At 69.5% G+C, this 25383-nt stretch carries 22 protein-coding genes; 13 read left to right on the forward strand and 9 right to left on the reverse strand.

Features of this window, described 5'->3' with window-relative positions; genetic code table 11:
• The first annotated feature begins 122 nt into the window (after positions 1-122).
• A complete protein-coding gene (locus JI745_RS08405) occupies positions 123-668 on the forward strand; it encodes an outer membrane beta-barrel protein (RefSeq protein ID WP_201805397.1) in 546 nt (181 codons plus the stop codon).
• 2 nt (positions 669-670) lie between these two features.
• Here the strand turns inward: JI745_RS08405 and JI745_RS08410 are convergent, their stop codons facing one another.
• Together JI745_RS08410 and JI745_RS08415 are read right to left on the reverse strand one after the other, a co-directional pair.
• Complete coding sequence (locus tag JI745_RS08410) at positions 671-1162, reverse strand: MgtC/SapB family protein (protein WP_201805398.1); 492 nt, start codon at positions 1160-1162, stop codon at positions 671-673.
• A 3-nt stretch (positions 1163-1165) separates the two neighbouring features.
• Positions 1166-2326 carry a GGDEF domain-containing protein gene (locus JI745_RS08415; RefSeq protein ID WP_201805400.1) on the reverse strand — a complete coding sequence of 387 codons (1161 nt, stop codon included), beginning with the start codon at positions 2324-2326 and terminating at the stop codon, positions 1166-1168.
• A gap of 154 nt (positions 2327-2480) precedes the next feature.
• On the opposite strand from JI745_RS08415, the gene JI745_RS08420 reads away from it, so the two are divergent.
• From JI745_RS08420 to JI745_RS08435, 4 genes are all read left to right on the forward strand, one after another.
• Positions 2481-3440, forward strand: a complete 960-nt coding sequence (locus tag JI745_RS08420; RefSeq protein ID WP_201805401.1) for a homoserine kinase — start codon at positions 2481-2483, stop codon at positions 3438-3440.
• 7 nt (positions 3441-3447) lie between these two features.
• The gene (locus JI745_RS08425) at positions 3448-4269 is read left to right on the forward strand and encodes a BPSS1780 family membrane protein (RefSeq protein WP_201805402.1); all 822 of its coding nucleotides are present in this window, start codon (positions 3448-3450) and stop codon (positions 4267-4269) included.
• Positions 4266-5015, forward strand: coding sequence for an SDR family oxidoreductase (locus tag JI745_RS08430; protein WP_201805403.1), 750 nt, complete (start codon positions 4266-4268; stop codon positions 5013-5015). The genes JI745_RS08425 and JI745_RS08430 overlap by 4 nt, the downstream gene beginning before the upstream one ends.
• A 94-nt stretch (positions 5016-5109) precedes the next feature.
• A complete protein-coding gene (locus JI745_RS08435) occupies positions 5110-6339 on the forward strand; it encodes a glycosyltransferase (protein ID WP_201805404.1) in 1230 nt (409 codons plus the stop codon).
• On the opposite strand, the gene JI745_RS08440 is transcribed toward JI745_RS08435, so the two are convergent.
• On the reverse strand, positions 6340-7263 hold the full coding sequence (locus tag JI745_RS08440) for a LysR family transcriptional regulator (protein ID WP_201805405.1): 924 nt from the start codon (positions 7261-7263) through the stop codon (positions 6340-6342).
• Positions 7264-7380: 117 nt separating this feature from the next.
• On the opposite strand from JI745_RS08440, the gene panB reads away from it, so the two are divergent.
• On the forward strand, positions 7381-8235 hold the full coding sequence (panB, locus tag JI745_RS08445; RefSeq protein ID WP_201805406.1) for a 3-methyl-2-oxobutanoate hydroxymethyltransferase: 855 nt from the start codon (positions 7381-7383) through the stop codon (positions 8233-8235).
• Here the strand turns inward: panB and JI745_RS08450 are convergent.
• The gene (locus JI745_RS08450) at positions 8229-9638 is read right to left on the reverse strand and encodes an FAD-dependent oxidoreductase (protein WP_201805407.1); all 1410 of its coding nucleotides are present in this window, start codon (positions 9636-9638) and stop codon (positions 8229-8231) included. The genes panB and JI745_RS08450 overlap by 7 nt on opposite strands.
• A 220-nt stretch (positions 9639-9858) precedes the next feature.
• On the opposite strand from JI745_RS08450, the gene JI745_RS08455 reads away from it, so the two are divergent.
• On the forward strand, positions 9859-10557 hold the full coding sequence (locus tag JI745_RS08455; RefSeq protein ID WP_201805409.1) for a mobilization protein: 699 nt from the start codon (positions 9859-9861) through the stop codon (positions 10555-10557).
• Between the two features lie 73 nt (positions 10558-10630).
• Here JI745_RS08455 and JI745_RS08460 read toward each other — a convergent pair whose 3' ends face one another.
• Positions 10631-12454, reverse strand: a complete 1824-nt coding sequence (locus JI745_RS08460) for a PhoX family phosphatase (protein ID WP_201805411.1) — start codon at positions 12452-12454, stop codon at positions 10631-10633.
• Positions 12455-12721: 267 nt separating this feature from the next.
• Here JI745_RS08460 and JI745_RS08465 point away from each other — a divergent pair, with 267 nt between their 5' ends.
• Complete coding sequence (locus JI745_RS08465) at positions 12722-13885, forward strand: ABC transporter substrate-binding protein (RefSeq protein ID WP_201805413.1); 1164 nt, start codon at positions 12722-12724, stop codon at positions 13883-13885.
• Between the two features lie 21 nt (positions 13886-13906).
• On the opposite strand, the gene JI745_RS08470 is transcribed toward JI745_RS08465, so the two are convergent.
• From JI745_RS08470 to JI745_RS08480, 3 genes are all read right to left on the reverse strand, one after another.
• Entirely contained in the window at positions 13907-14998 is a 1092-nt protein-coding gene (locus JI745_RS08470) for a YeeE/YedE family protein (RefSeq protein WP_236674945.1), read from the reverse strand.
• Between the two features lie 63 nt (positions 14999-15061).
• The gene (locus JI745_RS08475) at positions 15062-15994 is read right to left on the reverse strand and encodes a sulfurtransferase (protein WP_201805415.1); all 933 of its coding nucleotides are present in this window, start codon (positions 15992-15994) and stop codon (positions 15062-15064) included.
• Between the two features lie 91 nt (positions 15995-16085).
• On the reverse strand, positions 16086-18452 hold the full coding sequence (locus JI745_RS08480) for a UvrD-helicase domain-containing protein (protein ID WP_201805417.1): 2367 nt from the start codon (positions 18450-18452) through the stop codon (positions 16086-16088).
• 56 nt (positions 18453-18508) lie between these two features.
• Between JI745_RS08480 and JI745_RS08485 the strand changes: the two genes are divergently transcribed.
• The gene (locus tag JI745_RS08485; RefSeq protein ID WP_236674946.1) at positions 18509-19540 is read left to right on the forward strand and encodes a patatin-like phospholipase family protein; all 1032 of its coding nucleotides are present in this window, start codon (positions 18509-18511) and stop codon (positions 19538-19540) included.
• On the opposite strand, the gene JI745_RS08490 is transcribed toward JI745_RS08485, so the two are convergent.
• Complete coding sequence (locus tag JI745_RS08490; protein ID WP_201805419.1) at positions 19525-20148, reverse strand: Crp/Fnr family transcriptional regulator; 624 nt, start codon at positions 20146-20148, stop codon at positions 19525-19527. The two genes, JI745_RS08485 and JI745_RS08490, sit on opposite strands and share 16 nt — an antisense overlap.
• Positions 20149-20222: 74 nt before the next feature.
• Between JI745_RS08490 and JI745_RS08495 the strand changes: the two genes are divergently transcribed.
• The 4 genes from JI745_RS08495 (at position 20223) to JI745_RS08510 (ending at position 25377) form a co-directional block, all read left to right on the forward strand.
• Positions 20223-20696 (forward strand): (2Fe-2S)-binding protein, encoded by a 474-nt coding sequence (locus JI745_RS08495; RefSeq protein ID WP_201805420.1) that lies wholly within the window; start codon positions 20223-20225, stop codon positions 20694-20696.
• Positions 20693-22759 carry a xanthine dehydrogenase family protein molybdopterin-binding subunit gene (locus JI745_RS08500; RefSeq protein ID WP_201805421.1) on the forward strand — a complete coding sequence of 689 codons (2067 nt, stop codon included), beginning with the start codon at positions 20693-20695 and terminating at the stop codon, positions 22757-22759. Before JI745_RS08495 ends, JI745_RS08500 begins: the two co-directional genes overlap by 4 nt.
• A gap of 223 nt (positions 22760-22982) precedes the next feature.
• Complete coding sequence (locus tag JI745_RS08505) at positions 22983-23960, forward strand: GMP reductase (RefSeq protein ID WP_201805422.1); 978 nt, start codon at positions 22983-22985, stop codon at positions 23958-23960.
• A gap of 58 nt (positions 23961-24018) precedes the next feature.
• A complete protein-coding gene (locus tag JI745_RS08510; protein ID WP_201805423.1) occupies positions 24019-25377 on the forward strand; it encodes an amidase family protein in 1359 nt (452 codons plus the stop codon).
• Positions 25378-25383 lie beyond the last annotated feature (6 nt).

Genomic DNA, 25383 nt, shown 5'->3' on the forward strand with positions numbered 1-25383 from the left:
TGCTGACATTCCCCATGCGGGTGCGCCCGCCGTCCGCCATCAACGCGAAGACGGCCATCGATGAGGTGCCCGTGATAATGGCGCCCCCGCGGAGGGCGGGGTACACAGAGAACACCCATCACATGACCCGATTCATCACCGGCCTGGCCGTCGCAGCAGCGGCCGCGACCCTCTCATCCACCGCCATGGCGCAGGCGTATCTCGGCGCTGCCGGAGGGCGCGGCACGATCCCGGTGGACTGCGCAGGCCTCACCTCCTGCGACAAGAAGGGCGACGCCACCCGATTCCTCTTGGGCTACCGTTTCGCTCCCGGCATTGCCGTGGAGTTCGGTGTCAGCGATTTCGGTACCGCCAAGCAGGCCTTCGGCAGCGCCACCGCCGACATCACGGTGGCGGCCTTCACGCTGGGCGTGGCGGGCGATGCACCGTTCGGCCGATGGGCCGGCCTCACGAGCCGCGTCGGCTTGGCCCGCCTGAAGACGGAGGTCACCTCGTTCGGCCTCCACCAGAGCGACACCAACACCGCGCCCTATGTGGGGGTCGGCCTCTACGTTGCCCCGTGGCAGAACATCCGCATCGAGCTCGGACTCGACATGAGCCGCGCCGAGCTCAACGGCGACAAGGGCGACGTCCGCGCGGTGTTGCTCGGCGTGCGCGCGCTGTTCTAGGGCTAGGGCTTGTTGTTCGCCTGGCCGTCCTTGGGGTCGAACACCTTGGGCACCAGCGACAACACCCCAAGCGCCAGCACCGTGCTCAGCACGGCCGTCATCTCGCGCCCCAGGCCGCAGGCGATGCCGATCGCGGCCGTCATCCACACCCCGGCCGCGGTGGTGAGGCCGAGCACGTTCTCCTCGCTCTTGTTCTTGATGATCGCCCCGGCCCCCAGGAAACCGATGCCGGCGATCACGCCCTGGATCACGCGGCTCATGTCGTCCACCTCCATGCCGCCCTGCTGCGGCACCAGCACGAAGAGCGCCGCCCCCATGGCCACGAGCATGTGGGTGCGGATGCCGGCGGCCTTGCCCTGCTGCTCACGCTCGTAGCCGAGGATGCCGCCCAGCACGGCGGCCAGCAGCAGCCGCACGAGGATGCGCGTGATCTGCTCCGCGTCGACGGCGTCGGAGAACTCGGCGGCGATGGTGTCGAGGATGCGGTTCCACATCGTTCAGCGTTCCTTGATGTCGGGCAGATCGGCGGCGACGAGGCGGTTGCGCCCCGCCTGCTTGGCCGCATAGAGCGCCTGGTCGGCGCGGGCGATGAGTTCGTCGAGCGTGGTGTGGTCGTCGTCGAGCGAGGCCACGCCGGCGCTGAAGGTGACATCGAAGCCGAGCTTCGGGTTCATGTCGCGCACGAGGGCCGCGCGCAGGCGCTGGTCGACCGCCTGTGCCGCCGCCACGTCCGACATCGGCAGCAGCACGCAGAACTCTTCTCCGCCGTAGCGCCCCACCAGGTCAGGCTGGCGCACGACATGGCGCAGCGCCTCGGCAAACAGCACCAGCGCGCGGTCACCGGCCTGGTGCCCGCGGCTGTCGTTGATGCGCTTGAAGAAGTCGATGTCAAGCATCAGCACCACCAGGCCGCGGCCATGCCGGCGCGCGAGGTTGAAGTGCGTCACCGCGCTTTCCATCCAGTGGCGCCGGTTCAGCACGCCGGTGAGCCCGTCGGTGGTGGCCAGGCGCTTGAGCTCCTGCTCGGCCTCGTCGCGGTAGGCGAGCAGGAAGGCCAGCGTGCCCGCCATCACGCAGGCATTGCTGACGATGAGCCCGACGATGTTGACCCAGTGCGGCGACTCGAAGCGTGGGTAGCTCTCAGGCGCCACGACCACCAGCACGGCGCGGCACGCCACCATCGCGCCCGACGCCAGCAGCGCCAGGCCCGCCAGCCAGCGCCAGCGCCAGCTGCCTTGCGAGCCGGGGCGCAGCAGCAGCCAGGCCAGCCACAGCATCTGCAGCCCGATGGCCGCGTTGACGATGAGGATGCGGGCCACGAAGTCGTGGAACATCAGCCAGTGCAGCACCGCCGTCACCACCGGCACACCGATCACCCAGGCCAGGGAGATCGGCTCGCGCAGATAGGTCTTGGCCGCCATGTACATGAAGCTGAAGCCTGCGACCATGGCCGCCGACCCGAGCGTCGCCAGCTCGCGTGGCCAGCCCCGGTAGGCCGCCACCAGGCAGGCCCAGGCGATGGCCTGCAGCACGAGCGCCATGTTCCACAAGCGCATGCCCGAGCGCGTTTTCCAGCCCACGCCCAGCAGCAACGCGCCGACGATGAGCGTGAGGTTGATGAACATCGAGGCGAAAAGTGTCAGGGCGTCGAGCTTCATCCTGGGTCAGTCAGCGGTCGGAAGGAGTGGGGGCGGGCGATTCTGTGGGCAAGGGGTCGGGGCCGTCCAGCCACGGTTGCCGCAGCGTAAGGCCATGCCGCACCCCCTGCCTACAATCCGGCCATGACCTCCCGCACCCCTGGCTGATCGAGCGATGGCCGTCTTCACCGAAGTCTCCCCCCAGGATGCCGCCGCGCTGATCGCCCGCCTCGGCATCGGCGAACTCACCGCCCTCAAGGGCATCACCTCGGGCATCGAGAACACCAACTACTTCGCCGACACCTCGAAGGGCCGCTTCGTGCTCACGCTCTTCGAGCGCCTGTCGCACGAGCAGCTGCCCTTCTACCTGCACCTGATGAAGCACCTCGCGCAACACGGCGTGCCGGTGCCCGACCCGCAGTCCGACGAGACCGGCGAGATCCTGCACACGCTGTGCGGCAAGCCCGCCGCCGTGGTCAACCGGCTCGAGGGCAGCCACCAACTCGCCCCCGACATCAGCCACTGCGAGAGCGTGGGCGCCATGCTCGCCCGCATGCACCTGGCCGGGCAGGACTACCCGCGCCACCAGCCCAACCTGCGCGGCCTGCCCTGGTGGGCGGAGACCATCCCCGTGGTCGTGCCGCACCTCACGCCCGAGCAGCGCACGCTCATCGAGGGCGAGCTCGCCTTCCAGCAGCAGGTGGCGGCCAGCGCCGCCTACGCCGCCTTGCCCAAGGGCCCGATCCACGCCGACCTCTTCCGCGACAACGTGATGTTCGTCGGCCACCAGCTCACCGGCTTCTTCGACTTCTACTTCGCCGGTGTCGACACCTTCCTCTTCGACGTCGCGGTGTGCCTCAACGACTGGTGCACCGACCTCGAAAGCGGCCGCCTCGTCGAGGAGCGCGCGCTGGCCTTCGTCGGCGCCTACGACGCGGTGCGCCACTTGAGCTCGGGCGAGCGCCGACTGATGCCCGCGCTGCTGCGCGCCGCCGCGCTGCGCTTCTGGGTCTCGCGCCTGTGGGACTTCCACCTGCCGCGCGACGCCTCGATGCTCAAGCCGCACGACCCCACGCATTTCGAGCGCGTGCTGGCGCATCGCGTGGCCGAACCCTGGCACCCCGGCGTGATCTGAGCCTCACATGAAACTGCGACAAGTTCCGGCCCGTGAGGGCGTGCAATGGGCGCGCATGGGCCTGCGGATGGTGATGGCCAAGCCGCTGAGCTTCATGGGCCTTTTCGGGGTGGTGCTGCTGGGCATGCTGGTCGTGCAGATCCTCGGCTGGATCGGCTCGCTGCTGCTGTGGGCCTGCCTGCCCCTCATCACGCTGGGCTTCATGATCGCCACGCGCCAGGTGGTGCAAGGCAGCACGCCGAGCTTCCAGGTGTTCGCCGCGCCCTTGCGTGTGGACCGGGGCCGCACGCGTGCGATGTGGCAGCTCGGGGCGCTGTATGCGCTGGCGATGCTGCTCGTCATCGTGGTGCACGGCTGGATCGACGACGGCCGCATGGCCGCGCTGCAGGTCGCCGCCACCAGCGGCAAGAGCTCGCCCGAGGCCATCGGCCAGCTGGTCGCCGACCCGCGCCTGCAAGGCGGCCTGCTGTGGTTCGCCGCAGCGGCCAGCCTCTTGAGCGTGCCGTTCTGGCACGCGCCGGCGCTGGTGCACTGGGGCGGCCACACCGTCGCCAAGGCGCTCTTTTCCAGCACCGTGGCGTGCTGGCGCAACAAGGGGGCCTTCGTCCTGTACGCCCTCACCGGCGTGGGCGCGGTGACGGCCTTCGCGCTCGTGAGCTCGCTGCTGTTTGCGCTGCTGGGCGCGCCCAACCTCGCAGCGGTGGTGATGATGCCGGCGGTGCTCTTCTTCACCGTCGTGTTCTACGCCTCGCTGTACTTCACCTACGCCGGCTGCTTCGAGCAGGCGCCCACGCCAGACCCCGCCACGCCACAGGAGACCGCCCCATGAAGAAGATCGCCCTCGTCACCGGCGCCGGCACAGGCATCGGCAAGGCCACTGCGCTCGCGCTGCTGCGCGCGGGCTATGGCGTGGTGCTGGCCGGGCGCCGCGCCGAGCTGCTGGAAAAAGCGGTGGCCGACGCCGGCGAGCTGGGCGCCGATGCGCTCGCCGTGCCCGCCAATGTCGCCGATCCCGCCTCGGTGAAGGCCCTCTTCGCCGCGACCGTCGCGCGCTTCGGACGGCTCGATGTGCTCTTCAACAACGCTGGCAGCGGCACCCCGCCCGTGCCGCTCGAGGACCTGAGCTACGAGCAGTGGAAGAACACCGTCGACGTGAACCTCACCGGCGCCTTCCTGTGCACGCAAGAGGCGTTCAGGGTCATGAAGGCGCAGAGCCCGCGCGGTGGCCGCATCATCAACAACGGCTCCATCTCGGCGCACGCTCCACGCCCTTTCACCGCGCCCTACACCGCCACCAAGCACGCGATCACCGGCCTCACCAAGTCGACCTCGCTCGACGGCCGTGCCTACGACATCGCCTGCGGCCAGATCGACATCGGCAACGCCGCCACCGAGATGACCGAGCGCATGGCACGCGGCATCCTGCAGCCCAACGGGCAGATGATGGTCGAGCCCCGCATGGACGTGCAGCTCGTGGCCGACGCCGTGGTGCACATGGCCTCGTTGCCGCTGGAGGCCAACGTGCAGTTCATGACGATCATGGCCACCAAGATGCCCTACGTCGGGCGCGGCTGAAAACGCCGCCGCCGTGAGAAGCGGCACGGCATGCCCCCCGCCGTGCTCAGAACTGACTATTCCCACCCGCCGGGCTGACGCCTAAAGTGAGCGTATGCGCGTCCTCTTCTGCGCCACGCCCGGTGAAGGCCATGTGCGGGCCCTGCTGCCCCTGCTGCAGGCCCTGCATGCACGCGGCCACGGCGTGGCCTGGGCGGGCGCTGCCGAGACCCATGCGCTGGTGCCGCCTCACATGCCGGTGCCCTGCTTCAGCGTCGGCCCGAGCTGGCAGTCGGCACGCTTTCGCCTCTTCGGTCGCTGGCCCGAGCTCGCGGCCGCCCGCGGCACCGATGCGGCCGCGCGCATCTTCCCGCGCCTGTATGGTGCGGTGATTGCCACCGAGATGCTGGCGCCGCTGCAGGCGGCCCTCCACGACTTCAAGCCCGACCTCGTGATCGGCGAAAACGCCGCCCTGGCCGTGCCGCTCGCGGCCGAAGTGGCCGGCTGCCCGCACGTGACCCACGGCTTCGGCATGCCGCTGCCGGCGCACCGCGTGCAGGAGGCGGTGGCCTACCTCGCACCACAATGGACACGGCTCACCGGCTCGCCGCCGCCACCCGACGCCGGCCTGTACCGGCACCTGTACCTCGACATCTGCCCGTCCAGCCTGCAACCCGAGCCCTTGCCGGCCGCGTTGCCGGCCCATGGCCTGCAACCGGTGGACGTGCCCGCCGCCGCCCCGGTGGCGTTGTCCGCGCTGGTCCCCAGCCCGCTCGACACCCAGCGTGACCTGCCCCTCGTCTACCTGAGCCTGGGCACGATGCTCAACCGCCCCGAGCTGCTGCGCACCGCGCTCGCGGCGCTCTCGGGCCTGCCCCTGCGCGTGGTCGTCGCCACCGGGCCCGACGTCGAGCCCTCGCAGCTGCACCCGCTGCCGCCGCTCATGCACGCGCAGCGCCACGTGCCGCAGGCCGAGCTGCTGCCGCACTGCCAGCTCGTCATCTCGCACGGCGGCGCCGGCACGGTCTACGCCGCTGCCGCCCACGGGCTGCCGCAGCTCGCCCTGCCGCAGATGGCCGACCAGTTCGTCACCACCGCGGCACTCGAGCACAGCAACGCCGGCATGGTGCTGCTCGGCGCCGAGCAGAACCTCTATGCCATCCGCCACGCGGTGCAGCGCCTGCTGAGCGAGCCCGGCTTCCGCGAGACCGCGGGCCGGCTGGCACACGAGATCGCGCAAATGCCCAGCACCGACGAGGTCGCGCAACAGTTGGAGCGCTGGATCGAGCACGGCCAGCCCGTGCCGCTGCCGCCGCGGCCGGTGGGCTTCAAGCTGCCGGCGTAGTCAGGCGGCAAGGGAAAAGCCGGCGACCGTCTTCGCCATCCGCGCGAGTTCCTGGTCCATCAGCGCCGCGAAATCGCGTGCCGCGGGCGAGAGGTGCTGCCAGTGGCGGAAGGCCCAGCCGATCGACACCGCGGGCAGGTCCACGATGGGGATTGCCTTCACCGTGCCCGTCTTCGCGAAGTTGTGCGCATGCACCGCCGGCACGATCGCGTGGCCCAGGCCCAGCTCGACGAAGACCTTCGCGGTGTCGAAGTCGTCGAACACGATCTCGGCCTTGAGGTCGAGCCCGCGCTCCTGCGCTGCGTGCTCGATCGCACTCTGGTGCGTGGTGCCGCCCGAGAGCCCGAGGTAGCGGATGCCGGCGAGATCGGCCACCCGCAGCCTGCGCTTCGACGCCAGCGCGTCGTCTGTCGCCGCCAGCAGGAAGAGCTGCTGCTGCGCCACCGTGCGCACCCGGATGCCGCGCGCCGGCTCGCCGATGGTGATGAAGCCGAGGTCGGCCTGCGCGAGCCGCAGGATCTCGAAGCAGCGCCGGGTCGATCCCGCCGGCAGGAAACGCAGGTTCACGCCCGGGTGCTTCTTCCGGAACTTCACGATCGTCTGCATCATGAAATGCCGCACCGTGGTGCCGCCCGTGGTGATGCTGAGCGTGGCCGACTCGCCGTGCTGCAACGCGCGGATGCGCTGCAGGCCGACTTCGATCGCATCCAGTCCTTCGAGTGCAAAGTCCTTCAGCACACGGCCCGCGGCGGTGGGCGACACGCCACGCGCATGGCGGTCGAAAAGTTTCACGCCGAGCTCGACCTCGAGCCGTGCGATGTGCTGGCTCACCGCGGACTGCGTGCGCTTGAGATCGCGCGCCAGGGCGCTCAGGCTGCCCGCTTCGCAGGCCGCGACGAGGATGCGCAGGTCTTCCAGGGTCATGGCAAGCCATTAGTTCGAGCTAAGAACAATGCGGCAAATCTTAGCGTTGACTGCCATCTTTGCGGGTGGCAATGTGCGCCCCGTCTCCACTTCCGCCTCAGGTCAGAGGCCCTCGACATGAAGACGATCCGACTCAGCACCCGCGACATCGTGGCCATGAAGACGCGTGGCGAGCGCGTGGCCGCCCTCACCTGCTACGACTACACCGGCGCCCAGACGCTCGACGCCGCCGGCGTGCCGCTGCTGCTCGTGGGCGACACGCTCGGCATGGTGGTGCAAGGCGAAGACACCACGCTGCCGGTCACGCTCGACCAGATCATCTACCACGCGCGGCTGGTGGTGCGCGGCACGCAGCGCGCGCTCGTGATCGGCGACATGCCCTTCATGAGCTACCAGGCCTCGGCCGACGACGCCGTGCGCAACGCCGGCCGCCTGATGGCCGAGGGTCGCGTGGGTGCGGTCAAGGTCGAGGGTGGTGCCGAGATCGCACCACTGGTGCGACGCATGGTCAAGAGCGGCATCCCGGTGTGCGGGCATCTCGGCTTCACGCCGCAATCGGTGCACTCGCTCGGTGGCGCGCGGGTGCAGGCCAAGGAGCCGACGGCCGCCGTGTCATTGCTCGACGACGCCCTCGCGCTGCAGGAGGCCGGTGCCTTCGCCGTGGTGCTGGAGCTGGTGCCGGCCACCGTGGCGGAAGAAGTGTCGAAGCGCCTCACCATCCCCACCATCGGCATCGGCTCGGGGCCGCACTGCGACGGCGAGATCCAGGTCTTCCACGACGTGTTCGGCCTCTACACCGACTTCCAGCCGCGCCACACCCGCCGCTACCTCCACGTGGCGCAAGACATCGCCGCGGCCGCACGCCGCTACGTGGCCGACGTGGGCGCACGCCAGTTCCCCGGGCCGGAGCAGACCTCCGACCTCACCCCGGCGTCGAAAGACAGCTTCAAGTCGCTTCTCGCGACTCACTGAGCCCGCAGCACCACGCCCTGCTCCAGAAGTGCCCGCTGCAAGGCGGGCACCTTCACCTGCCGCGGCGGCACGCCCTGCTGCACCGCCAGCGCCGCCGCCACCCCGGCGGCCTGGCCGGTGACCCAGCACTGCGGGATCTCGCGCATGAAACCATGCGAGGCCGGGTCGCACGACACATGGCGCCCGCAGGCGAGCAGGCCCTCGAGCGCTTGCGGCACCAGCGCACCGTAGGGGATCGAGATGCTCGGGAACTTGGGCGACACCGACGGCGACAGCCCGATCTCATCGGCCAGCGGCGTGCCTTGCGGCCACTGCGAGCGCAGCACGCTGCCCACGCCTTTCAGGCGGCGCGCATGCCGCACCCCGATCTGCGGCGCGCTCTGCAGCGCATAGGCGTTCTCGAAACCGGGCGCATGCGCGCGGTAGTGGCGCAGGTGCTGCTCCATCGCGCGCCGCGAGCGCACTTCCACCGCCGTGAGGTCGTCGACATCGAGCGCCGAGTAGCCCGACTGCCGCGGCCCCAGGAAGAGGGCGATGTCGTCGCGCCATGACACGAAAGGCTTGTCGAACAAGCCACAGGCCTCGCGCCCGCTCTGCATGAAGGCGGCATAACGCTCAGGCTCGCCGGTGCGAAACGCGATCCAGCGCTTCATGTCGACACCGCCGAAGAGCCAGGCCGTGTTCATGCAATGGTGGATGTCGGCGGCATCGATGTCGTTGTCGAAGGCAGCACCGGCGCGAGCGAAGAGGTCGCCGTCGCCGGTCGCATCGACCACCACGTCGGCGAGCAGGGCCATGCGGCCTTCCTTGCTCTCGAACGTGACACCGCGCACGCGGTTCGCCTCGACGAGCGGATCGGCCGCCCACGCGTGGTAGACGAGCTTCACGCCGCGCTCGATCAGCATCTCCTGCGACAGGCCCTTGAGCCGCTCCGGGTCGAGCGTGGGTGACCAGGTGACGATGCCGTGAAACGCCGCCGTGCGCGGCGCCCAGTGCGCCGCACGCGTTGCATCCGCCGAGCCCCATTCCTCTCGCGCCGGGCCCGCCACGGCGTCGGCCGGCAAACGTGCGAACACCTCTTCGGCAAAGCCGCGGATCACCGGCACGCCCGCCCAGTCGGTCATGCGGTCGATCCAGATCACGAGACCGCCGGTCGACAGCCCGCCCAGGTGGTTGTAGCGCTCCAGAAGCACCACGTCGGCGCCCTGCCGCGCCGCACACGCCGCCGCGGCGGTGCCCGACGGTCCCCCGCCCACCACCAGCACCTGGCAACGGCGGTAGACGGGCAACGCACGTGCCGGCTCGGCCACCGTGCCCAGGTCGGCACGGGGCTCGCGCGCACTGCTGCGCGCGAAGACCTCCGAGGTCATGATGCGTTCGTCAGTGGGGGTGCGCTCGGCCATCCCGGGAATCTACCGCGGCCCAGGCCCAGGCAAAAAAAGGCCGCGGAACCCCGCGGCCGAACGCTCTCATGCGTTTAGTTCTGTCTAGCTGGGCTCGGTTCCCCTGCTCGGCAGACTAGGCCCGGCACGTGACCTGCATGTGACGCGCTGCGGACGGAACCTTCTGCAATTGCGGTGATACTCGCGCCGGTGCACGCCCCACGGACAGGAGATCGACTCGATGAGCAATATCCACTTCATCGGTGGTGAAAAAGGCGGTGTCGGCAAATCGCTGCTGGCCCGCACGCTGGCGCAGTACATGATCGACAAGCAGTTGCCCTTCCTCGGCTTTGACACCGACCGCTCGCACGGTGCGCTGATGCGCTTCTACGCGGGCTACGCCTCGCCGGTCGTGGTGGACCGCTACGAAGCGCTCGACTCGATCGTCGAAGCCACCGTCGACCAGCCGCAGCGCCGCATCCTCGTTGACCTGGCCGCGCAGACGCACGAGCCCTTGGTCAAGTGGATGGACGACTCGGGCGTGCTCAACCTGATCGACGAGATGGGCTCTTCCATCCACTACTGGCACGTGATGGACACCGGCAAGGACTCGGTGGACCTCCTGAAGCGCCTGCTCGACCGCTTCGGCCCCGCGCTCAAGTACGTGCTGGTGCGCAACCACGTGCGCGGCAGCGACTTCAGCGTGCTCGAACAGTCGGGCGAGCAGTCGCGCGCGATGTCGCTCGGCGCCCAGGTGGTCACCATGCGCAAGCTGCACGACACCGTCATCAACAAGATCGATGCCACCAGCAGCAGTTTCTGGAAGGCCAAGACGCCGCAGGAGAGCGAAGGCCCCAACGGCCTCGGCCTGATGGAGCGCCAGCGCCTGAAGATGTGGATGCGCGACATCTACCGCGAGCTCGACGAGATCGAGGTCTGACGCCGCCGGCGCTCCAGACAAAAAAGCCCTGGCAGGACGGCCAGGGCTTTTTGCTTTCAGGGACCGATGATGCTCAGGCGCCCACCGGCCGCCCATCCGTGCGGCGCACGACGATGGTGGACGAACGCGCCGGCAGCGTGTTGCCCTGCACGTTCGACGGCCAGGTGCCGCCCGGGTGCTGGATGTTGATGAAGAAGGTCTTCAGGTCGGGCGTGTAGGTGAGGCCGGTGATCTCGCAGCCATCCGGGCCCACCAGGAAACGTGTCGACTGCTTCGTGGTCTGGTCCACGTAGTACATCGCGTTGTTGCCGAAGGTGTTGGTGATGCTGCTCCCGGTGCCGGCGTCGGTCTGCACCCACAGGCGGCCCTGTGGGTCGACGCAGATGCCATCGGGGCTGGAGAAGGTGTCGCCGACGATGTTGCCCTTCTGGTTGTTCGCGGTCAGGCGCTGGTCGCCGCCGAGCATGAAGACTTCCCAGCGGAAGGTGGTGGCCAGCGGCGAGTTGCCGTCTTCCGTCCACTTGACGATGTGGCCGTGCGGGTTGGTCGCACGCGGGTTGGCGGCGTCGGTCACCTGGCGGCCGCCGTTGTTGGTCAGCGTGACATAGATCTTGTTGTCGGGGCCGACGGTGATCCACTCCGGGCGGTCCATCAGCGTGGCACCGGCCACACGCGCGGCGGCCTTGGTGTTGATGAGCACGTCGGCCTGGGTGTTGAAGTCGATGGTGGCCGGGGTCTGCGGGCCTTGCGTCACGTTGCCCGGGTCGGTGGCGCCGGCGACCAGGCCGTTCTGGCCTTGCACCAGGGCGATCCACTGGCCGGTGCCGTCGGCGTTGAAGCGCGCGGCGTAGAGCGTGCCGCTGTCCAGCAGGTTGACGTTGGCGGCGCGGTTGGCCGGGTTGTACTTGCCACTGCAGACGAACTTGTAGATGCAGCCCGGCGTGCTGTCGTCGCCCATGTAGATGGCGAGGTCGTTGGCCGCGCTCAGCATGTAGGCGGTGTTCTCGTGGTCGAAGCGGCCGAGCGCGGTGCGCTTGGTCGGCAGGCCGGTGAGCTCGCCGCGTGGGTCGATCTCGACCACCCAGCCGTAGCCTTCGTCGGGCTGCGAGGGGTCGAGGTAGTTGTCGGTCGTCTCTTCGCAGGTGAGGTAGGTGCCCCACGGCGTGGTGCCGCTTGCGCAGTTGTTGAGCGTGCCCACCACGGTCGCGCCCACGACCGAGGCGGCCGGGCCGTTGACGTTGAACACGGTGTTGCCGGTGTAGCGGCGGTTGTAGGTGGAGTTGGGCTTCACGCGCCAGTTGCCGTTGAAGAGCTCGACCTCGACCACCGACACGCCCACCGACGACAGCGCGATGCGGCGGTCTTCGGCCGTCGGCGCCGCGGGGATGGCACCACCGGCGAAGAGGATGCGCGCATCCGGCGCTTCATGGTTGATGGCGAGCAGGCCGCCGCGGTTGGGGTCGACGCCAGGCAGCTCGTAGAAGTGCATGCCGTCGTGCTGGCCGCCGGCGAAGCGCTCGGTGTCGGCCGAGCCGAGGAAGGCGCCGGTGAAGGGCACCGAGCCCGCGACCACGGCATCGCCGGCGCTGAACATCACGCTGGCCGTGTAGCCCTCGGGCACGATGACGTTGTCGCCGGTGGTCGCGCCCACTCGCTTGAAGCCGACGCTGTAGCTGGTGCCCGGTTCGTCATCGTCGCCGCCACCGCAGGCCACGAGAGAAGCGCTGCCGAAGGCGGCGGCGATGGTGGCGCCGAAGCCGCCCTTGAGCAGCGAGCGGCGCTTGACGGTGGCGTGCTGCAGCACGTCCTCGAACATCTGGCCGGGCACGGGTTGGGGGTCCTGGCGGCCCTTGGCTGCAGCGGCCTCGGCACGCAGACGGTCGGTGATGTACGACATGAAGTGGGTTCCTCGGGGTTGAAAACCGCGGATGCTAGGAACGGCCCGTGACAGCGCCGTGTCAGACGAACGAGACGCGTGCGCGCTAAGGTGCGCACCCAAGTCACGTTGCGATCTGCAGTGCGGAATCACTTTTAAAACGCGGCTTCGTGTGCACAGCGTCACGCCCGGCAGGGCCGTCCCGCGTGCGATGTCCGCACCGCCGCGCCTAGACTGCGGCGCACCAGAGAGGCGGCACTTCGCCCGCCCGCAGATGGAGTACGACACATGCTTGACGTTCGACGACTGGTCTCTTCTTCCCTGACCCCGCTGCTGGCCGCGGCCGCCCTGGCCTTCGGCAGCCTCGCCGCCCACGCCGCGCCCGAAGTGGTGATCGGCCAGGTGGTGCCGCTCACCGGCGTGATCGCCGGCACCGGCGATGAATATTCCGCCGGCGCCGCCGCCTACTTCGCCACCGTCAACGCCAAGGGCGGCATCTACGGCCGCAAGATCCGCGTGGTGCAGAAGGACGACGCATACAAGCCCGAGGCGACCGTCGCGCACACGAAGGAGATCCTCGAGAAGGACAACCCCGTCGCGCTCTTCGGCTACGTGGGCACGGCCAACATCGCTGCGCTGAACAAGAACAACATCCTCACCGACAACAAGATCGCCCTGCTCGCGCCCTACACCGGCGCCGAGGAGCTGCGCGTGCCGGTGAACCCCTACCTCTTCCACATCCGCGCCAGCTACCCCGACGAGACGGCCAAGATGGTGGAGCATCTCCACACGCTGGGCCTGCGCAAGTTCGCGGTCTTCTACCAGAACGACGGCTTCGGCAAGGGTGGCCTGATCGGCGCCGAGCGGGCGCTCGAGAAGCTCAACCTCAAGGCCGTGGCCACCGGCTTCTACGACCGCACCAAGCCCGACGACATCGAGGCCGCCGCCAAGGCCATCGGCGATGCCAAGCCCGACGCGGTGATCATGGTCGCGGTGAACCGTGCCTCGTCGGCCCTCATCAAGAAGCTGCGCGACAGCGGCAGCCGCGCGCGCCTCTTCAGCATCTCGGTGGTCAACTTCAAGGAGCTGCTGAAGAACACCGGCGACGAGCTGGCGCGCGGCGTGGGCATCTCGCAGGTGATGCCCTTCCCCTACAACATGGCGTCGCCGGTGCCCGTCGTGCGCGAGTTCCACGCCGCGATGAAGCAGCACCAGCCGACCAAGACCATCTCCTACGCCAGCATGGAAGGCTTCATCGCCGCCAAGGTGCTGGTCGAAGCGGTGAAGCGCGCGCGGGCCGACCCGAGCCGCGAGCGTGTGCTGCAGCAGCTCGCCGACATGCGCGACTACGACGCCGGCGGCTTCAAGGTCAACTTCGGCGGCGACAACCGCGTGGGCTCGCGCTTCGTCGAAGTCACCGTCATCGGCAGCGGCGGCCGCCTGCTGCGCTGAACGCGGCAGCGCGGGCGCCGCTCACGGCGCCCAGCGCAACCTCACCCCGGCCCACACCGCCACGAAGGCCGCCGCGCCGAACACCCAGCCCGACAGCGCGCCGGCCATCGTGCCCGAGAGCAGGTTGCCCACCGTGCAGCCGAGCCCGGTCATCGCGCCCCAGCCGAGCAGCACGCCGCCCCCCAGCCCCCGCAACACCTGCGCAGCGCTCGGCACACGCGGCTGGAACTGACGCGACAGCAGCGCCACCACCAGCGAGCCGCCGACCAGGCCTGCGATCAGCAGCGCATTCGGCGCCTGCCACCACGGGCCCGCGACCGCGGTCGCGCAGCCACCCAGTTCATCGAGACCATTCAGCCGCTCGGGCAACAGGCCCGCCGCATCGCCCGCCTGACGCGAGGCCGCGCCGAGCGCCGCCGTCACGCCCAGCGGCCGGGTGCGCACGAGGATGAGCGTCGACAACCACCCCACCGCCACGCCACCCACCCAGTAGGGCCAGCGCGTGGGGCTGAAGAGGCGCGAGAGCAGGTCTTTCACGTCGACCACCGCGGGCGCCGGTGCCGGCCGCGTGGCCGTGTTGCGCCGCCAGCTCCACCACGCGAGGACGCCGATTACCACGAGCGTCAACGCGAGCGAGCCGCCATAGCCCAGCCAATGCGGCAACCACCACGGCCGCGCTTCGGCGATCGTCGCGCTGTAGAGCGGGTTCCAGGTGATGAAGCCCAGCACGAAGCCGGCGGCACTGCCGAGCAGCGCAAACGGCGCCGTGGGCGAGCCCTCGCCCAGCCGGTACCAGTGCGCACTGATGCACGAGCCCGAGATCACCATGCCGACGCCGAAGGCCAGGCCCGCCAGCACCAGCGCCCAGCTCACCGGCCCGATGTGCGCATCGGGCGGCAGGCGGCCGGGCGCCGGCGTGGGCAGCCAGCTGCCCAGCATGAGGTGCATGCCCACCGAGCCCACCGCGAGGGCGAGCAGGATGGCCAGCACCCCGCGCGCATCCCCCCGCTCCAGAAAGTCGCGCGTGTGGCAAAAGAAGCAGAAGCGCGTGCGCTGCAGCACCACGCCCAAGGTGACGCCCAGCGCAAGCGTCCACCACATCGATGACGTCAAGATCCATCTCCTCCTGAAACGACAAGGCCCGCTCAGGGCGGGCCTTGTCGGTGCGGCGTCGAATTACTTCGCCGCCCAGACCGTGCCCGACGGGTTGTTCACCGGCACGCCGACCGCGTTGCCGTACTCCGTCCACGAGCCGTCGTAGTTGCGCACCTCGTAGCCGAGGATCTTCTTCAGCGCGAACCAGGTGTGGCTGGAACGCTCGCCGATGCGGCAGTACGTGATGATCGGCGTGGTGCCGTCGAGGCCGGCGCCGGCATACAGCGCCTTCAGCTCGGCGGCGCTCTTGAAGGTGCCGTCCTCGTTGACCGCACGGCCCCAGGGCACGTTGGCCGCACCGGGAATGTGGCCGGCGCGCACGGCCAGCTCGGGCACGCCCGGCGGCGCGAAGACCTTGCCGCTGTACTCGTCGGCCGAGCGGATGTCGACGAGCTTCGCCTTGCTCTTGCCTTCGGCCGCCGCCACGGCATCGGCCAGGCGGGCTCGCAGGTTGTCGTTCACCTTGCTCACCTTGTAGGAGGTGGCGGCGACTTCCGGCGCGCGGGTGTCGAGCACGCGGTTCTCGGCTTCCCACTTCTTGCGGCCGCCGTCGAGCAGCTTCACGTTGCTCACGTTGTAGATGTCGAACACCCAGGCGCCCCACGCGGCGAACCAGTTGTTGGTGTCGCCGTAGAGCACCACGGTGCTGTCGTTGGCCACGCCGGCCTTGGAGAGCAGCTTCTCGAAGTCGGCCTTGCTCACGATGTCGCGTCGCACGCGGTCGTTGAGGTCGGTGTGCCACGAGAAATTGTGGGCGCCGGGGATGTGGCCCTTCTCGTAGACGCCGGGGTTCACGCTCACCTCGACGATGCGCAGCTTCGGGTTGCGCAGGTTCTTCTCCAGCCACTCGGTCGACACCAGCGGCCCGCTGCCGTCGGCCGGGGTCTGCGCCCACGCCGCCGCGCCGATCAAGGCCGCCGACACGGCGGCCAGCCACTTCTTCCACACCACCATCTCAGTCTCCTGTTGAAAACACAACAGGGTGGACGATAGGGAGGCCGCGCCATGGCGCCAACGAATGTTGGCGCATGTGCTTACTCGGAGTTCACTCGATCGGCGTGAGCTTGGCCACGGACAGCGCCAGCCACTTCATGCCGTGGCGGCCGAAGTTGACCTGCGCGCGCGCGTCGTCGCCGGTGCCTTCGAGTGTGACCAGCACGCCCTCGCCGAACTTGGTGTGGAAGACGCTCTGCCCCGTGCGCAGGCCGTGGCTGCTCCTGGTGACGGGGCCGGCGCTCGGCGCGTTGCGGGCCGGCACGTGGCCCGCGCCGACGATCGAGCCCAGGCCCGAGCCCTTGGACCAGGCCGACTGGTACTCGCGCGCGAAGCCCGAGCCGAAGCCCTGGTTGCGCGGCGTGATCCAGCGCAGGGCGCTCTCGGGCAGCTCGTCGAAGAAGCGGCTCTTGATGTTGTAGCGGGTCTGGCCGTGCAGCATGCGCGTCTGGCTGAAGCTCAGGTACAGGCGCTTGCGGGCCCGCGTGATCGCGACATACATCAGGCGGCGCTCTTCCTCCAGGCTCTTCACGTCCGACAGGCTGTTCTCGTGCGGGAAGAGGCTCTCTTCCAGCCCGGTGATGAAGACGGCGTCGAACTCCAGGCCCTTGGCCGAGTGCACCGTCATGAGCTGGATCGCGTCCTGACCCGCCTGCGCCTGGTTGTCACCGGCTTCGAGCGAGGCGTGGGTGAGGAAGGCGGCGAGCGGCGACATGATCTCGCCCGTCTCGGCATCGGGCGCCATGTCGACGGCGGCGGCTTCGCGCTGCTCGTCGACCGGCAGCGCGACCGCGTCCTTGCCGAAGCCTTCCTGCGTGACGAACGCTTCCGCCGCGTTGACCAGTTCCTCCAGGTTCTCGATGCGGTCCTGGCCTTCCTTGTCGGTCTTGTAGAAATCGATCAGGCCCGAGCTGTGCAGCACGTGCTCGATGATCTCGCGCAGGTTCTTGTCGCGCGTGGCCTCGCGCATGGCGTCGATCAGCGCGACGAAGCCCTGCAGGTTGTGGCCGCCCTTGCCGGGCACCGCCGTCACGCTCTGCGCAAGGCTGCGGCCGCTCTGCCGGGCCACGTCCTGCAGTTGCTCCAGCGTGCGTGCGCCGATGCCGCGGGTGGGGAAGTTGACGACGCGCAGGAAGCTGGTGTCGTCGTTCGCGTTCTCGATCAGGCGCAGGTAGCTCAACGCATGCTTCACCTCGGCGCGCTCGAAGAAGCGCAGGCCGCCATACACCTTGTAGGGCATGCCCGCGTTGAAGAGCGCGCTTTCGATCACCCGGCTCTGCGCGTTGCTGCGGTAGAGCACGGCGATGTTGCTGCGGTCGGTGCCGTCGCGGTGGAGCTGGCGCGCTTCGTCCACCATCCACTGCGCCTCGGAGAAATCGCTCGTCGCCTCGAACACCCGCACCGGCTCGCCAGGGCCGGCTTCGGTGCTCAGGTTCTTGCCCAGGCGGTCGGTGTTGTGCGAGATCAGCTCGTTGGCCGCGTCGAGGATGTTGCCGTAGGAGCGGTAGTTGCGCTCGAGCTTGATGACCTGCTCGACGCCGAACTCGTGCTCGAAGGCGCGCATGTTGCCCACCTGCGCGCCGCGGAAGGCGTAGATGCTCTGGTCGTCGTCGCCCACCGCGAACACCGCCGTCTGCGGCCCGGCGAACATCTTGAGCCAGGCGTACTGCAGGCGGTTGGTGTCCTGGAACTCGTCGACGAGGATGTGGCGGAAGCGCGCGCGGTAGTGCTCGCGCATCGGCGCGTTGTCGCGCATCAGCTCGTAGGTGCGCAAGAGCAGCTCGGCGAAGTCGACCACGCCCTCGCGCTGGCACTGCGCCTCGTAGGCCTCGTAGACCTGCACCAGCACGCGGCTCATCTCGTCGCGCACGTCCACGTCTTTCGGGCGCAGGCCTTCTTCCTTGCTGCCGGCGATGAACCAGGTCACCTGCTTGGGCACGAAGCGCTCTTCATCCAGGTTCATCGCCTTGATGACGCGCTTCACGGCCGAGAGCTGGTCGCTCGAGTCGAGGATCTGGAAACCTTGCGGCAGGTTTGCCAGTTTCCAGTGCGCGCGCAGGAAACGATTGCACAGCCCGTGGAAGGTGCCGACCCACATGCCGCGCACCGGCACCGGGAGCATCGCGCCCAGTCGGGTCAGCATTTCCTTCGCGGCCTTGTTGGTGAAGGTCACCGCCATCACGCCACCGGGCGTGAGCTGGCCGGTCTGGATCAGCCAGGCGATGCGGGTGGTGAGCACGCGCGTCTTGCCCGAGCCTGCACCGGCAAGGATGAGCGCCGGCTTCGCCGGCAGGGTGACGGCCGCGAGCTGCTCCGGGTTCAGGCCGCGCAGCAGGCCTTGATGTTCATGGCCGGAGGGCGCGCCGGTCGCGCCTTCTTCAGGGGCGTCGGGCGAAAAAAGAGGCAGGGAGGCTGTCATCGACACATTCTAGGAAAACACCCCCGGCATGCTTCCTGCCATCACCCTGGTGAGCCATGCCTTCGATGCCCCGTTTCAGACGCCCCTCCCTCGGCCTCGCCCTGCAAGGCGGCGGCGCGCATGGTGCCTTCACCTGGGGCGTGCTCGACCGCCTGCTCGAAGCCGGCGCGTTCCACATCACCGCGATCAGCGGCACCAGCGCCGGCGCGATGAATGCCATTGCCCTGGCCGACGGCTGGCGGCGCGGCGGCGCCGATGGCGCGCGCGATGCGCTGAGCCGCTTCTGGACCGCCATCGGCACCCGGGTGCCCTTCGACCTGCTGACCTCGGGCGACGCCACACGCCCGGGCCTGAACGCCGCCGGCCGCGCGCTGATGCACTGGACGCGCCTGCTCTCGCCCTATCAGCTCAACCCGCTGGGCACCAACCCCTTGCGCGAGGTGCTGCAGGAGCAGATCGATTTCGAGGGCCTGCGCGCCGGCAGCCCGATCGCGCTGCACATCGCCGCCACGCATGCCAACACCGGCCGGCTGCGGCTCTTCGACGAGCGCGAGTTGAGTGTCGACGCCGCCCTCGCCTCGGCCTGCCTGCCCACCCTGCACCACGCGGTGGTGATCGACGGCGAGCCCTACTGGGACGGCGGCTACAGCGCCAACCCGGCCCTGTTTCCGCTGGTGCGCAGCCGCATCGACGAGCTCGTGATCGTGTCGCTCACCCCGCTGCACTACACGCGCACGCCGGTGAGCGCCGACGAGATCCAGGCGCGTGCGCTCGAGTTCGCGTTCAACGCCACCTTCCTGCGCGAGGCCCGCACGCTGGCCGAGGCCTGCGCCGAAGCGCGCAAGTCGACATGGCCCTTCATCGGCGCACTGGAGCGGCGCTTGCGCCGGCTGCACCTGCATCTGATCGACGCCCATGAGGAGCTGGGAGAACTGGCTGGCGAAACGCGCCTGATCGCGCACCTGCCCTTCCTGGAGAATCTGCGCGACCTCGGCCGCGCGCGTGCCGAGCGCTGGCTCACCGCGCATGGCGGCGACGTCGGCCAGCGCTCCAGCATCGACCTCGCCGCGCTCTACGCGCCGGTCTGACCCAGCCCCGGGTCACTGGGCCGCGAGGCGCCTCGCGACATGCGGCCGCGGATGCGCGACAGCGCCACGGGCGTGATGCCGAGATAGAGCGCGATGTCCTGCTGCGCGATGCGCTTCACGAGCGAGGGCGACTCCTGCAGGAACAGACGGTAGCGCTGCTCGGGGCTCAGCATCAGCAGCTCGCGTTCGCGCTTCTCCTTGCGCACGCCGTAGTGCTCGATGCCGGCGCGCAGCGCCTTCTGCCACGCAAGGTGCTGCTCGCCGAGCGCGAGGATGCGCGGGTAGCTGAGCGGCTCCACCACGCTGGTCTCCAGCGCCACCGCGGTGAAGCTCGTGCGCCCACCCGGCGCGAGCGCCGCGAGGCTCGCGAAGAAGCCGCCTTCGGGAATGAAGGACTTGATGCGCTCGCCGCCGTCTTCGCGCAGGTAGGCGAGTTTGAAAAGGCCGCTTCGCACGATGCACAGCCAGGGCCAGGGCACGTCGCTCTCGAAGAGGGCCTCGCCGGGGTCGAGCGTGCGCGGCTGCACCTCACCGGCAAAGGCCGCCCATTCGGGCAAGGGGCCACCGGCCAGGTGTTCGAGCAAGGGCTGGGCTGCGAGAGTGTGCATGCCCCGCACGGTAGCGCAGCGCCCTCTTAACCATGGATAACGACAAACCCCAGGCCAGGTCCTAAGGTCAGCCCATGCAAGTGAAACTCAACCGACAGACCCAGCCACTGGACGAAGACCAGGCGCAGACGCCGCTCCTCTGGTGGCTGCGCGACGCGCGCGGCCTGACCGGCACACGCTACGGCTGCGGCCAGGGTGTGTGCGGTGCCTGCACCGTGCACCTCGACGGCCAGGCCGTGCGCTCGTGCATCACGCCGTGCAGCGCGGCCGAGGGGCGCGAGCTCACCACCATCGAGGGCCTGGCGCGGGGCGACGTGCTGCACCCGGTGCAGCAGGCGTGGCTGGAGCTTGCCGTCGCGCAGTGCGGCTACTGCCAGAGCGGCCAGGTCATGGGCGCTGCGGCACTGCTCGCCGCCACGCCGAACCCGACCGACGAGCAGATCAATGCTGCAATGGCAGGCCACCTGTGCCGCTGCGGCACCTACGACCGCATCCGAGCCGCCATCCACCGCGCGGCGCAGATCGTGCGTGAAGGAGGGGCACGATGAGCGCCACGCTGTCACGCCGCACGCTGCTGGCCACGGCCGGCGGCATCACGGTCAGCTTCGGGCTGGGCGGCTGCTCGCTGATCCCGCCCATCCCCAAGCGCCCCGCCCCGACGCTCGACGACGCGGTCGGCTGGATCCACCGTTCGGCCGACGGCCGTTTCGTGCTCTGGTGCCCGCGGGTCGAGATGGGGCAGAACGTATTGGGCGGCCTGCGCCGCATCGCCGCGCTGGAGCTGGGCGTGGGCGAAGAGTCCATCGACGTGCGCATCCCCGGCACCGGCGACATCGGGCGCGTGAAGGGCACGGTCGGCAGCGACTCCGTGCGCGAGCTGCTGGTGCCGCTGGCCACCGCTTGCGCCCGCCTGCGCGACGAGATGAAGGCGCAGGGCGTCGAGCCGCCGCCTTTGCGGGCCATCGGCGCACTGCGCCAAGCGGCAACGTCGCCGCCCGTCGCGCAGCCGCAGCACCACGCACTCGTGACCGGCGCGCCCGTCTTCGCCGCCGACGTGCGCCTGCCCGGCATGCTGCACGCGAGCGTGCTGCGCCCGCCGTGGCGCCCCGAGCTCGGCGTCGAGCTCGAAGGCTGGGACCGTGAGGCGGTGCAGGCGGTGCCGGGCTTCGTCGCCCAGCTCACGCTGCCCGGGATCGACGGGCCGGTGCTGGTGGGTCGCGATCCGCAATCAATCTTCGCGATGCGCACGGCCGCGGCCGTGCGCTGGAAGAAACCGGCGCATATGCCCGACGCCGAGCGCATGGTCGACATCGACGCGGTGCTGGCAACAGGCCGCTTCACCAAAGACAGCGGCAGCGTGGAGGACGGGGCGTGGACGGTCGACCTGCGGCTCGACGTGCCGATGGCCGCCCACGCCGCCATCGAGCCACGCTGCGCGGTCGCCCGCTTCGACACCACCGCCGACGGCAAGCTGACACTCGACCTCTGGTGTGCCACGCAAGACCCGTTCTTCATCCGCGACGTGATGGCGCGTGACCACGGCCTGCCCGTCGAGCGCATCACGGTGCACAACCAGCGCCTGGGCGGCGGCTTCGGCGGGCGCACGTTGGCGCTCGTCGAACGCGAAGCGGCGTACGTGGCGCGGCCGATGAAGGCCCCCGTCAAGCTGCAGTGGACGCGTGAGGACGAGTTCACCGGGGCCTTCCACCGGCCGCCTTCGTCGCACCGCGTGAAGGTGCGCGTGGGTGCCGACGGGCTCATCACCGACTGGTGGCATGCACTCTCGAGCTCGCACGTGATCTTCACCTCGGCCGGCATGCCGCCGTGGATGCAGACCTTCACCGATTTTGTCGGCGACGCCGGCACCTCGCGTGGCCAGCATGCGCCGTATGCCTTCACGCGCCAGCGCCGCTCGATGCAGCTCACCCGCGTGCCGCTGGCCACCGGCCCCTGGCGCGGGCTGGGCGCCGGGCCCAACGTGCTGGCGATCGAAGCGGCGATGGACGCGGCCGCACGCGCCAGCCGGCAGGACCCGGTGGCGTTTCGCCTGCGGCACCTCGCGAACGCACCGGCGGGCGAGCATCTCGCGGACCCCGCACGCCTCGGCGCCGTGCTGCAACGGGTGGCCGAGCGCGCCAAACGCGAAGCGCCACGCGCCGCCGCGGCCGGCGAGCGCGTGGGACGCGGCGTGGCCTGCGGTGTCTACAAGGGCCTGAGCGTCGTCGCCGCGGTGGCCGAGGTCGCCGTCACCGCCGAACGCATCCGCGTCACGCGCCTCTGGTGCAGCCACGATTGCGGGGCAATGGTCGATGCACGCAGCGTGCGCGCGCAGGTCGAAGGCAACCTCGTCTGGAGCCTGAGCCTCGTGCTTTTCGAACGGCTCAGCGCGCCCGACGCACGCGCTGCGCAAACAGGCCTGGCCGACTACCCGCTGCCACGCATCACCGACATGCCCACGCTCGACATCGACCTCGTGCCGAGCGACAAGCCGCCCAGCGGAGCCGGCGAGGCCGCCATCGTGGCCGGCGCCGGCGCCCTCTACAACGCGCTGGTGGCTGCCAGCGGCAAGCAGCCGACCCGCCTGCCGGTCACCCCCGCCGACCTCGCCTGAACCGTGGTTTTTGACCGTCGCGCCCAGGCGGCGGCTGCGTAGAATGCGCCACCGGGCCCAAATTTGGCGCCCGGTTTTTTTCGTCTGCCCCGCCCTCGCTGGCGGCCTTCGCGGACAACCGGGCTCACCAGTCAAGCGCTCGCAGCCATTGGGCCGCGCACTGCGTCTTCCAGGACATAACGCGCCGCTCCTTCGATCTGTGACCTTCCTCAGGAGCCTGACCATGGAAATCTTCGACTACGACAACATCCTTCTGCTGCCGCGCAAGTGCCGCGTGGAGAGCCGCTCCGAGTGCGACAGCTCGGTCGAGTTCGGCGGGCGCAAGTTCCTGCTGCCGGTGGTGCCGGCCAACATGAAGACGGTGGTCGACGAGCCCATCTCCGAATGGCTCGCCGCCAACGGCTACTTCTACGTGATGCACCGCTTCGACCTCGACAACGTGGCCTATGCGAAGCAGATGCGCGACAAGGGCCTGTTCGTGTCGATCAGCGCCGGCGTGAAGGCCGACGACTACAAGATGATCGACCGCCTGGCGGCCGAAGGCGTGGGCGCCGACTACATCACCATCGACATCGCGCACGGCCACGCCGAGACGGTGCGCAAGATGATCGAGCACATCAAGCAGAAGCTGCCGAGCACCTTCGTGATCGCCGGCAACGTGGGCACGCCCGAGGCGGTGATCGACCTCGAGAACTGGGGCGCGGACGCGACCAAGGTCGGCATCGGCCCGGGCAAGGTGTGCATCACCAAGCTCAAGACGGGCTTCGGCACCGGCGGCTGGCAGCTCAGCGCGCTCAAGTGGTGTGCACGTGTGGCGACCAAGCCCATCATTGCCGACGGTGGCATCCGCGACCATGGCGACATCGCCAAGAGCGTGCGCTTCGGTGCGGCGATGGTGATGATCGGCTCGCTCTTCGCCGGCCACGAAGAATCTCCCGGCCGCACGATGGAAGTCGACGGCAAGCTCTTCAAGGAGTACTACGGCTCCGCGAGCGACTTCAACAAGGGCGAGTACAAGCACGTGGAAGGCAAGCGCATCCTTGAGCCGGTGAAGGGCAAGCTCGCCGACACCCTGCGCGAGATGCGCGAAGACGTGCAGAGCTCCATCAGCTACGCCGGCGGCACCCGGCTCGCCGACATCCGCAAGGTCAACTACGTGATCCTCGGCGGCGACAACGCGGGCGAGCATCTGCTGATGTAAGGCCTTGTCTGCGATGCTATGGTGAAACGAGGCCTACCTCGTTCATCAGGAGCACCGCATGTCGTCGTTCTCATCCATCGAAAAGGCCGGCGCGATTGAGCTGGCCCGCCTGCTGGCCGAACGCAAGGTCGGCGCGCTGGAGCTGTGCGACCTGCACATCGCGCGCATCGAGCAGCGCGACACCACGATCAACGCCGTGGTGGTGCGCGACTTCGATCGGGCCCGAGAGGCCGCCCGTGCGGCCGATACGGCGCTGGCCCGTGGCGAACGCCGGCCCCTGCTGGGCGTGCCGATGACGGTGAAGGAATCGTTCGACGTGGCGGGCCTGCCCACCACCTGGGGCTTTGCCGAATTCGCCGACTACCGGCCCGACGCGGACGCGCTGGCCGTCACGCGACTCAAGGAGGCCGGCGCGGTCATCCTCGGCAAGACCAACGTGCCGGTGGCGCTGGGCGACTGGCAGACGGTGCACCCGCTCTACGGCCGCACCAACAACCCGCTGGACCTCGAACGCTCGCCGGGCGGGTCGTCGGGCGGCTCGGCTGCCGCGCTCGCGTCGCACATGGTGCCGCTGGAGCTGGGCTCCGACATCGGCGGCTCGGTCCGCGTGCCGGCGCACTTCTGCGGGCTCTACGGCCACAAGCCGAGCTTCGGCCTGCTGCCGCCGCGCGGGCACAAGCCGCCACGGGCCGATGGTGCCGGCTCGGGCCTCGCGGTGATCGGCCCGCTGGCGCGCCACATCGACGACCTCACGCTGGCCTTCGACCTGCTCGCCGTGGCCGACCCGCTGGACCCGGGACTGCGCTTCGCGCCGCCGCCGCCACGCGCGACGTCGCCAAAGGGCGCGCGCCTGCTGGTGGTCGACACCCACCCGCGCTGCGCTACCGACACCGACACGCGCCAGGTGCTGGCCGCCCTGGCCGCCGACTTCGAGCGCGCCGGCGCCACCGTCTCGCGCAGCAGCCCGCTGTTGCCGGACCTGGAGGCCTCGCACAAGCTCTACATCCCGATGCTGATGACCGAGGTCAACCGCGCCACGCCCGAGCAGCAGCCGCCGCTCACGGCCAACCAGTGGCTGGGCCTGCTCGACGCACGCCAGCGCCTGCGCAACCAATGGGCCGCCTTCTTCCGCGAATTCGATGCCGTGCTTGCACCGGCGTTCGGCACACCGGCTTTCCGCCAGTTCGACGACGGGCCGTGGCAGGGGCGGCAGCTGGCGGTCGATGGCCAGCCCACGCCCTATGGCGACCAGCTCGCCTGGCCCGGCGTCGCCACCGTCGCCGGCCTGCCGGCCACCGTCGCGCCGGCGAGCAAGTCCAAAGACGGCCTCCCGATCGGCGTGCAGATCATCGGCCCGTGGCAGGAAGACCGCACGACACTGGCGCTCGCCGGCATGGTGGGCCAGCTCAGGCGCTGAACGCGG

It is taken from the genome of Piscinibacter sp. HJYY11 (assembly GCF_016735515.1).
Taxonomy (GTDB): domain Bacteria; phylum Pseudomonadota; class Gammaproteobacteria; order Burkholderiales; family Burkholderiaceae_C; genus Rhizobacter.

Excerpts from the sequence above, each read along its gene's own strand:
- JI745_RS08465 (WP_201805413.1), top strand. The coding sequence starts at position 12,722 with ATGCTTGACGTTCGACGACTGGTCTCTTCTTCCCTGACCCCGCTGCTG.
- JI745_RS08510 (WP_201805423.1), top strand. The coding sequence starts at position 24,019 with ATGTCGTCGTTCTCATCCATCGAAAAGGCCGGCGCGATTGAGCTGGCC.
- JI745_RS08485 (WP_236674946.1), top strand. The coding sequence starts at position 18,509 with ATGCCTTCGATGCCCCGTTTCAGACGCCCCTCCCTCGGCCTCGCCCTG.
- JI745_RS08495 (WP_201805420.1), top strand. The coding sequence starts at position 20,223 with ATGCAAGTGAAACTCAACCGACAGACCCAGCCACTGGACGAAGACCAG.
- JI745_RS08475 (WP_201805415.1), bottom strand. The coding sequence starts at position 15,994 with ATGGTGGTGTGGAAGAAGTGGCTGGCCGCCGTGTCGGCGGCCTTGATC.
- JI745_RS08405 (WP_201805397.1), top strand. The coding sequence starts at position 123 with ATGACCCGATTCATCACCGGCCTGGCCGTCGCAGCAGCGGCCGCGACC.
- JI745_RS08505 (WP_201805422.1), top strand. The coding sequence starts at position 22,983 with ATGGAAATCTTCGACTACGACAACATCCTTCTGCTGCCGCGCAAGTGC.
- JI745_RS08460 (WP_201805411.1), bottom strand. The coding sequence starts at position 12,454 with ATGTCGTACATCACCGACCGTCTGCGTGCCGAGGCCGCTGCAGCCAAG.
- JI745_RS08440 (WP_201805405.1), bottom strand. The coding sequence starts at position 7,263 with ATGACCCTGGAAGACCTGCGCATCCTCGTCGCGGCCTGCGAAGCGGGC.
- JI745_RS08450 (WP_201805407.1), bottom strand. The coding sequence starts at position 9,638 with ATGGCCGAGCGCACCCCCACTGACGAACGCATCATGACCTCGGAGGTC.
- JI745_RS08480 (WP_201805417.1), bottom strand. The coding sequence starts at position 18,452 with ATGACAGCCTCCCTGCCTCTTTTTTCGCCCGACGCCCCTGAAGAAGGC.
- JI745_RS08430 (WP_201805403.1), top strand. The coding sequence starts at position 4,266 with ATGAAGAAGATCGCCCTCGTCACCGGCGCCGGCACAGGCATCGGCAAG.
- JI745_RS08410 (WP_201805398.1), bottom strand. The coding sequence starts at position 1,162 with ATGTGGAACCGCATCCTCGACACCATCGCCGCCGAGTTCTCCGACGCC.
- JI745_RS08415 (WP_201805400.1), bottom strand. The coding sequence starts at position 2,326 with ATGAAGCTCGACGCCCTGACACTTTTCGCCTCGATGTTCATCAACCTC.
- JI745_RS08490 (WP_201805419.1), bottom strand. The coding sequence starts at position 20,148 with ATGCACACTCTCGCAGCCCAGCCCTTGCTCGAACACCTGGCCGGTGGC.
- JI745_RS08500 (WP_201805421.1), top strand. The coding sequence starts at position 20,693 with ATGAGCGCCACGCTGTCACGCCGCACGCTGCTGGCCACGGCCGGCGGC.
- panB (WP_201805406.1), top strand. The coding sequence starts at position 7,381 with ATGAAGACGATCCGACTCAGCACCCGCGACATCGTGGCCATGAAGACG.
- JI745_RS08435 (WP_201805404.1), top strand. The coding sequence starts at position 5,110 with ATGCGCGTCCTCTTCTGCGCCACGCCCGGTGAAGGCCATGTGCGGGCC.
- JI745_RS08420 (WP_201805401.1), top strand. The coding sequence starts at position 2,481 with ATGGCCGTCTTCACCGAAGTCTCCCCCCAGGATGCCGCCGCGCTGATC.
- JI745_RS08425 (WP_201805402.1), top strand. The coding sequence starts at position 3,448 with ATGAAACTGCGACAAGTTCCGGCCCGTGAGGGCGTGCAATGGGCGCGC.
- JI745_RS08455 (WP_201805409.1), top strand. The coding sequence starts at position 9,859 with ATGAGCAATATCCACTTCATCGGTGGTGAAAAAGGCGGTGTCGGCAAA.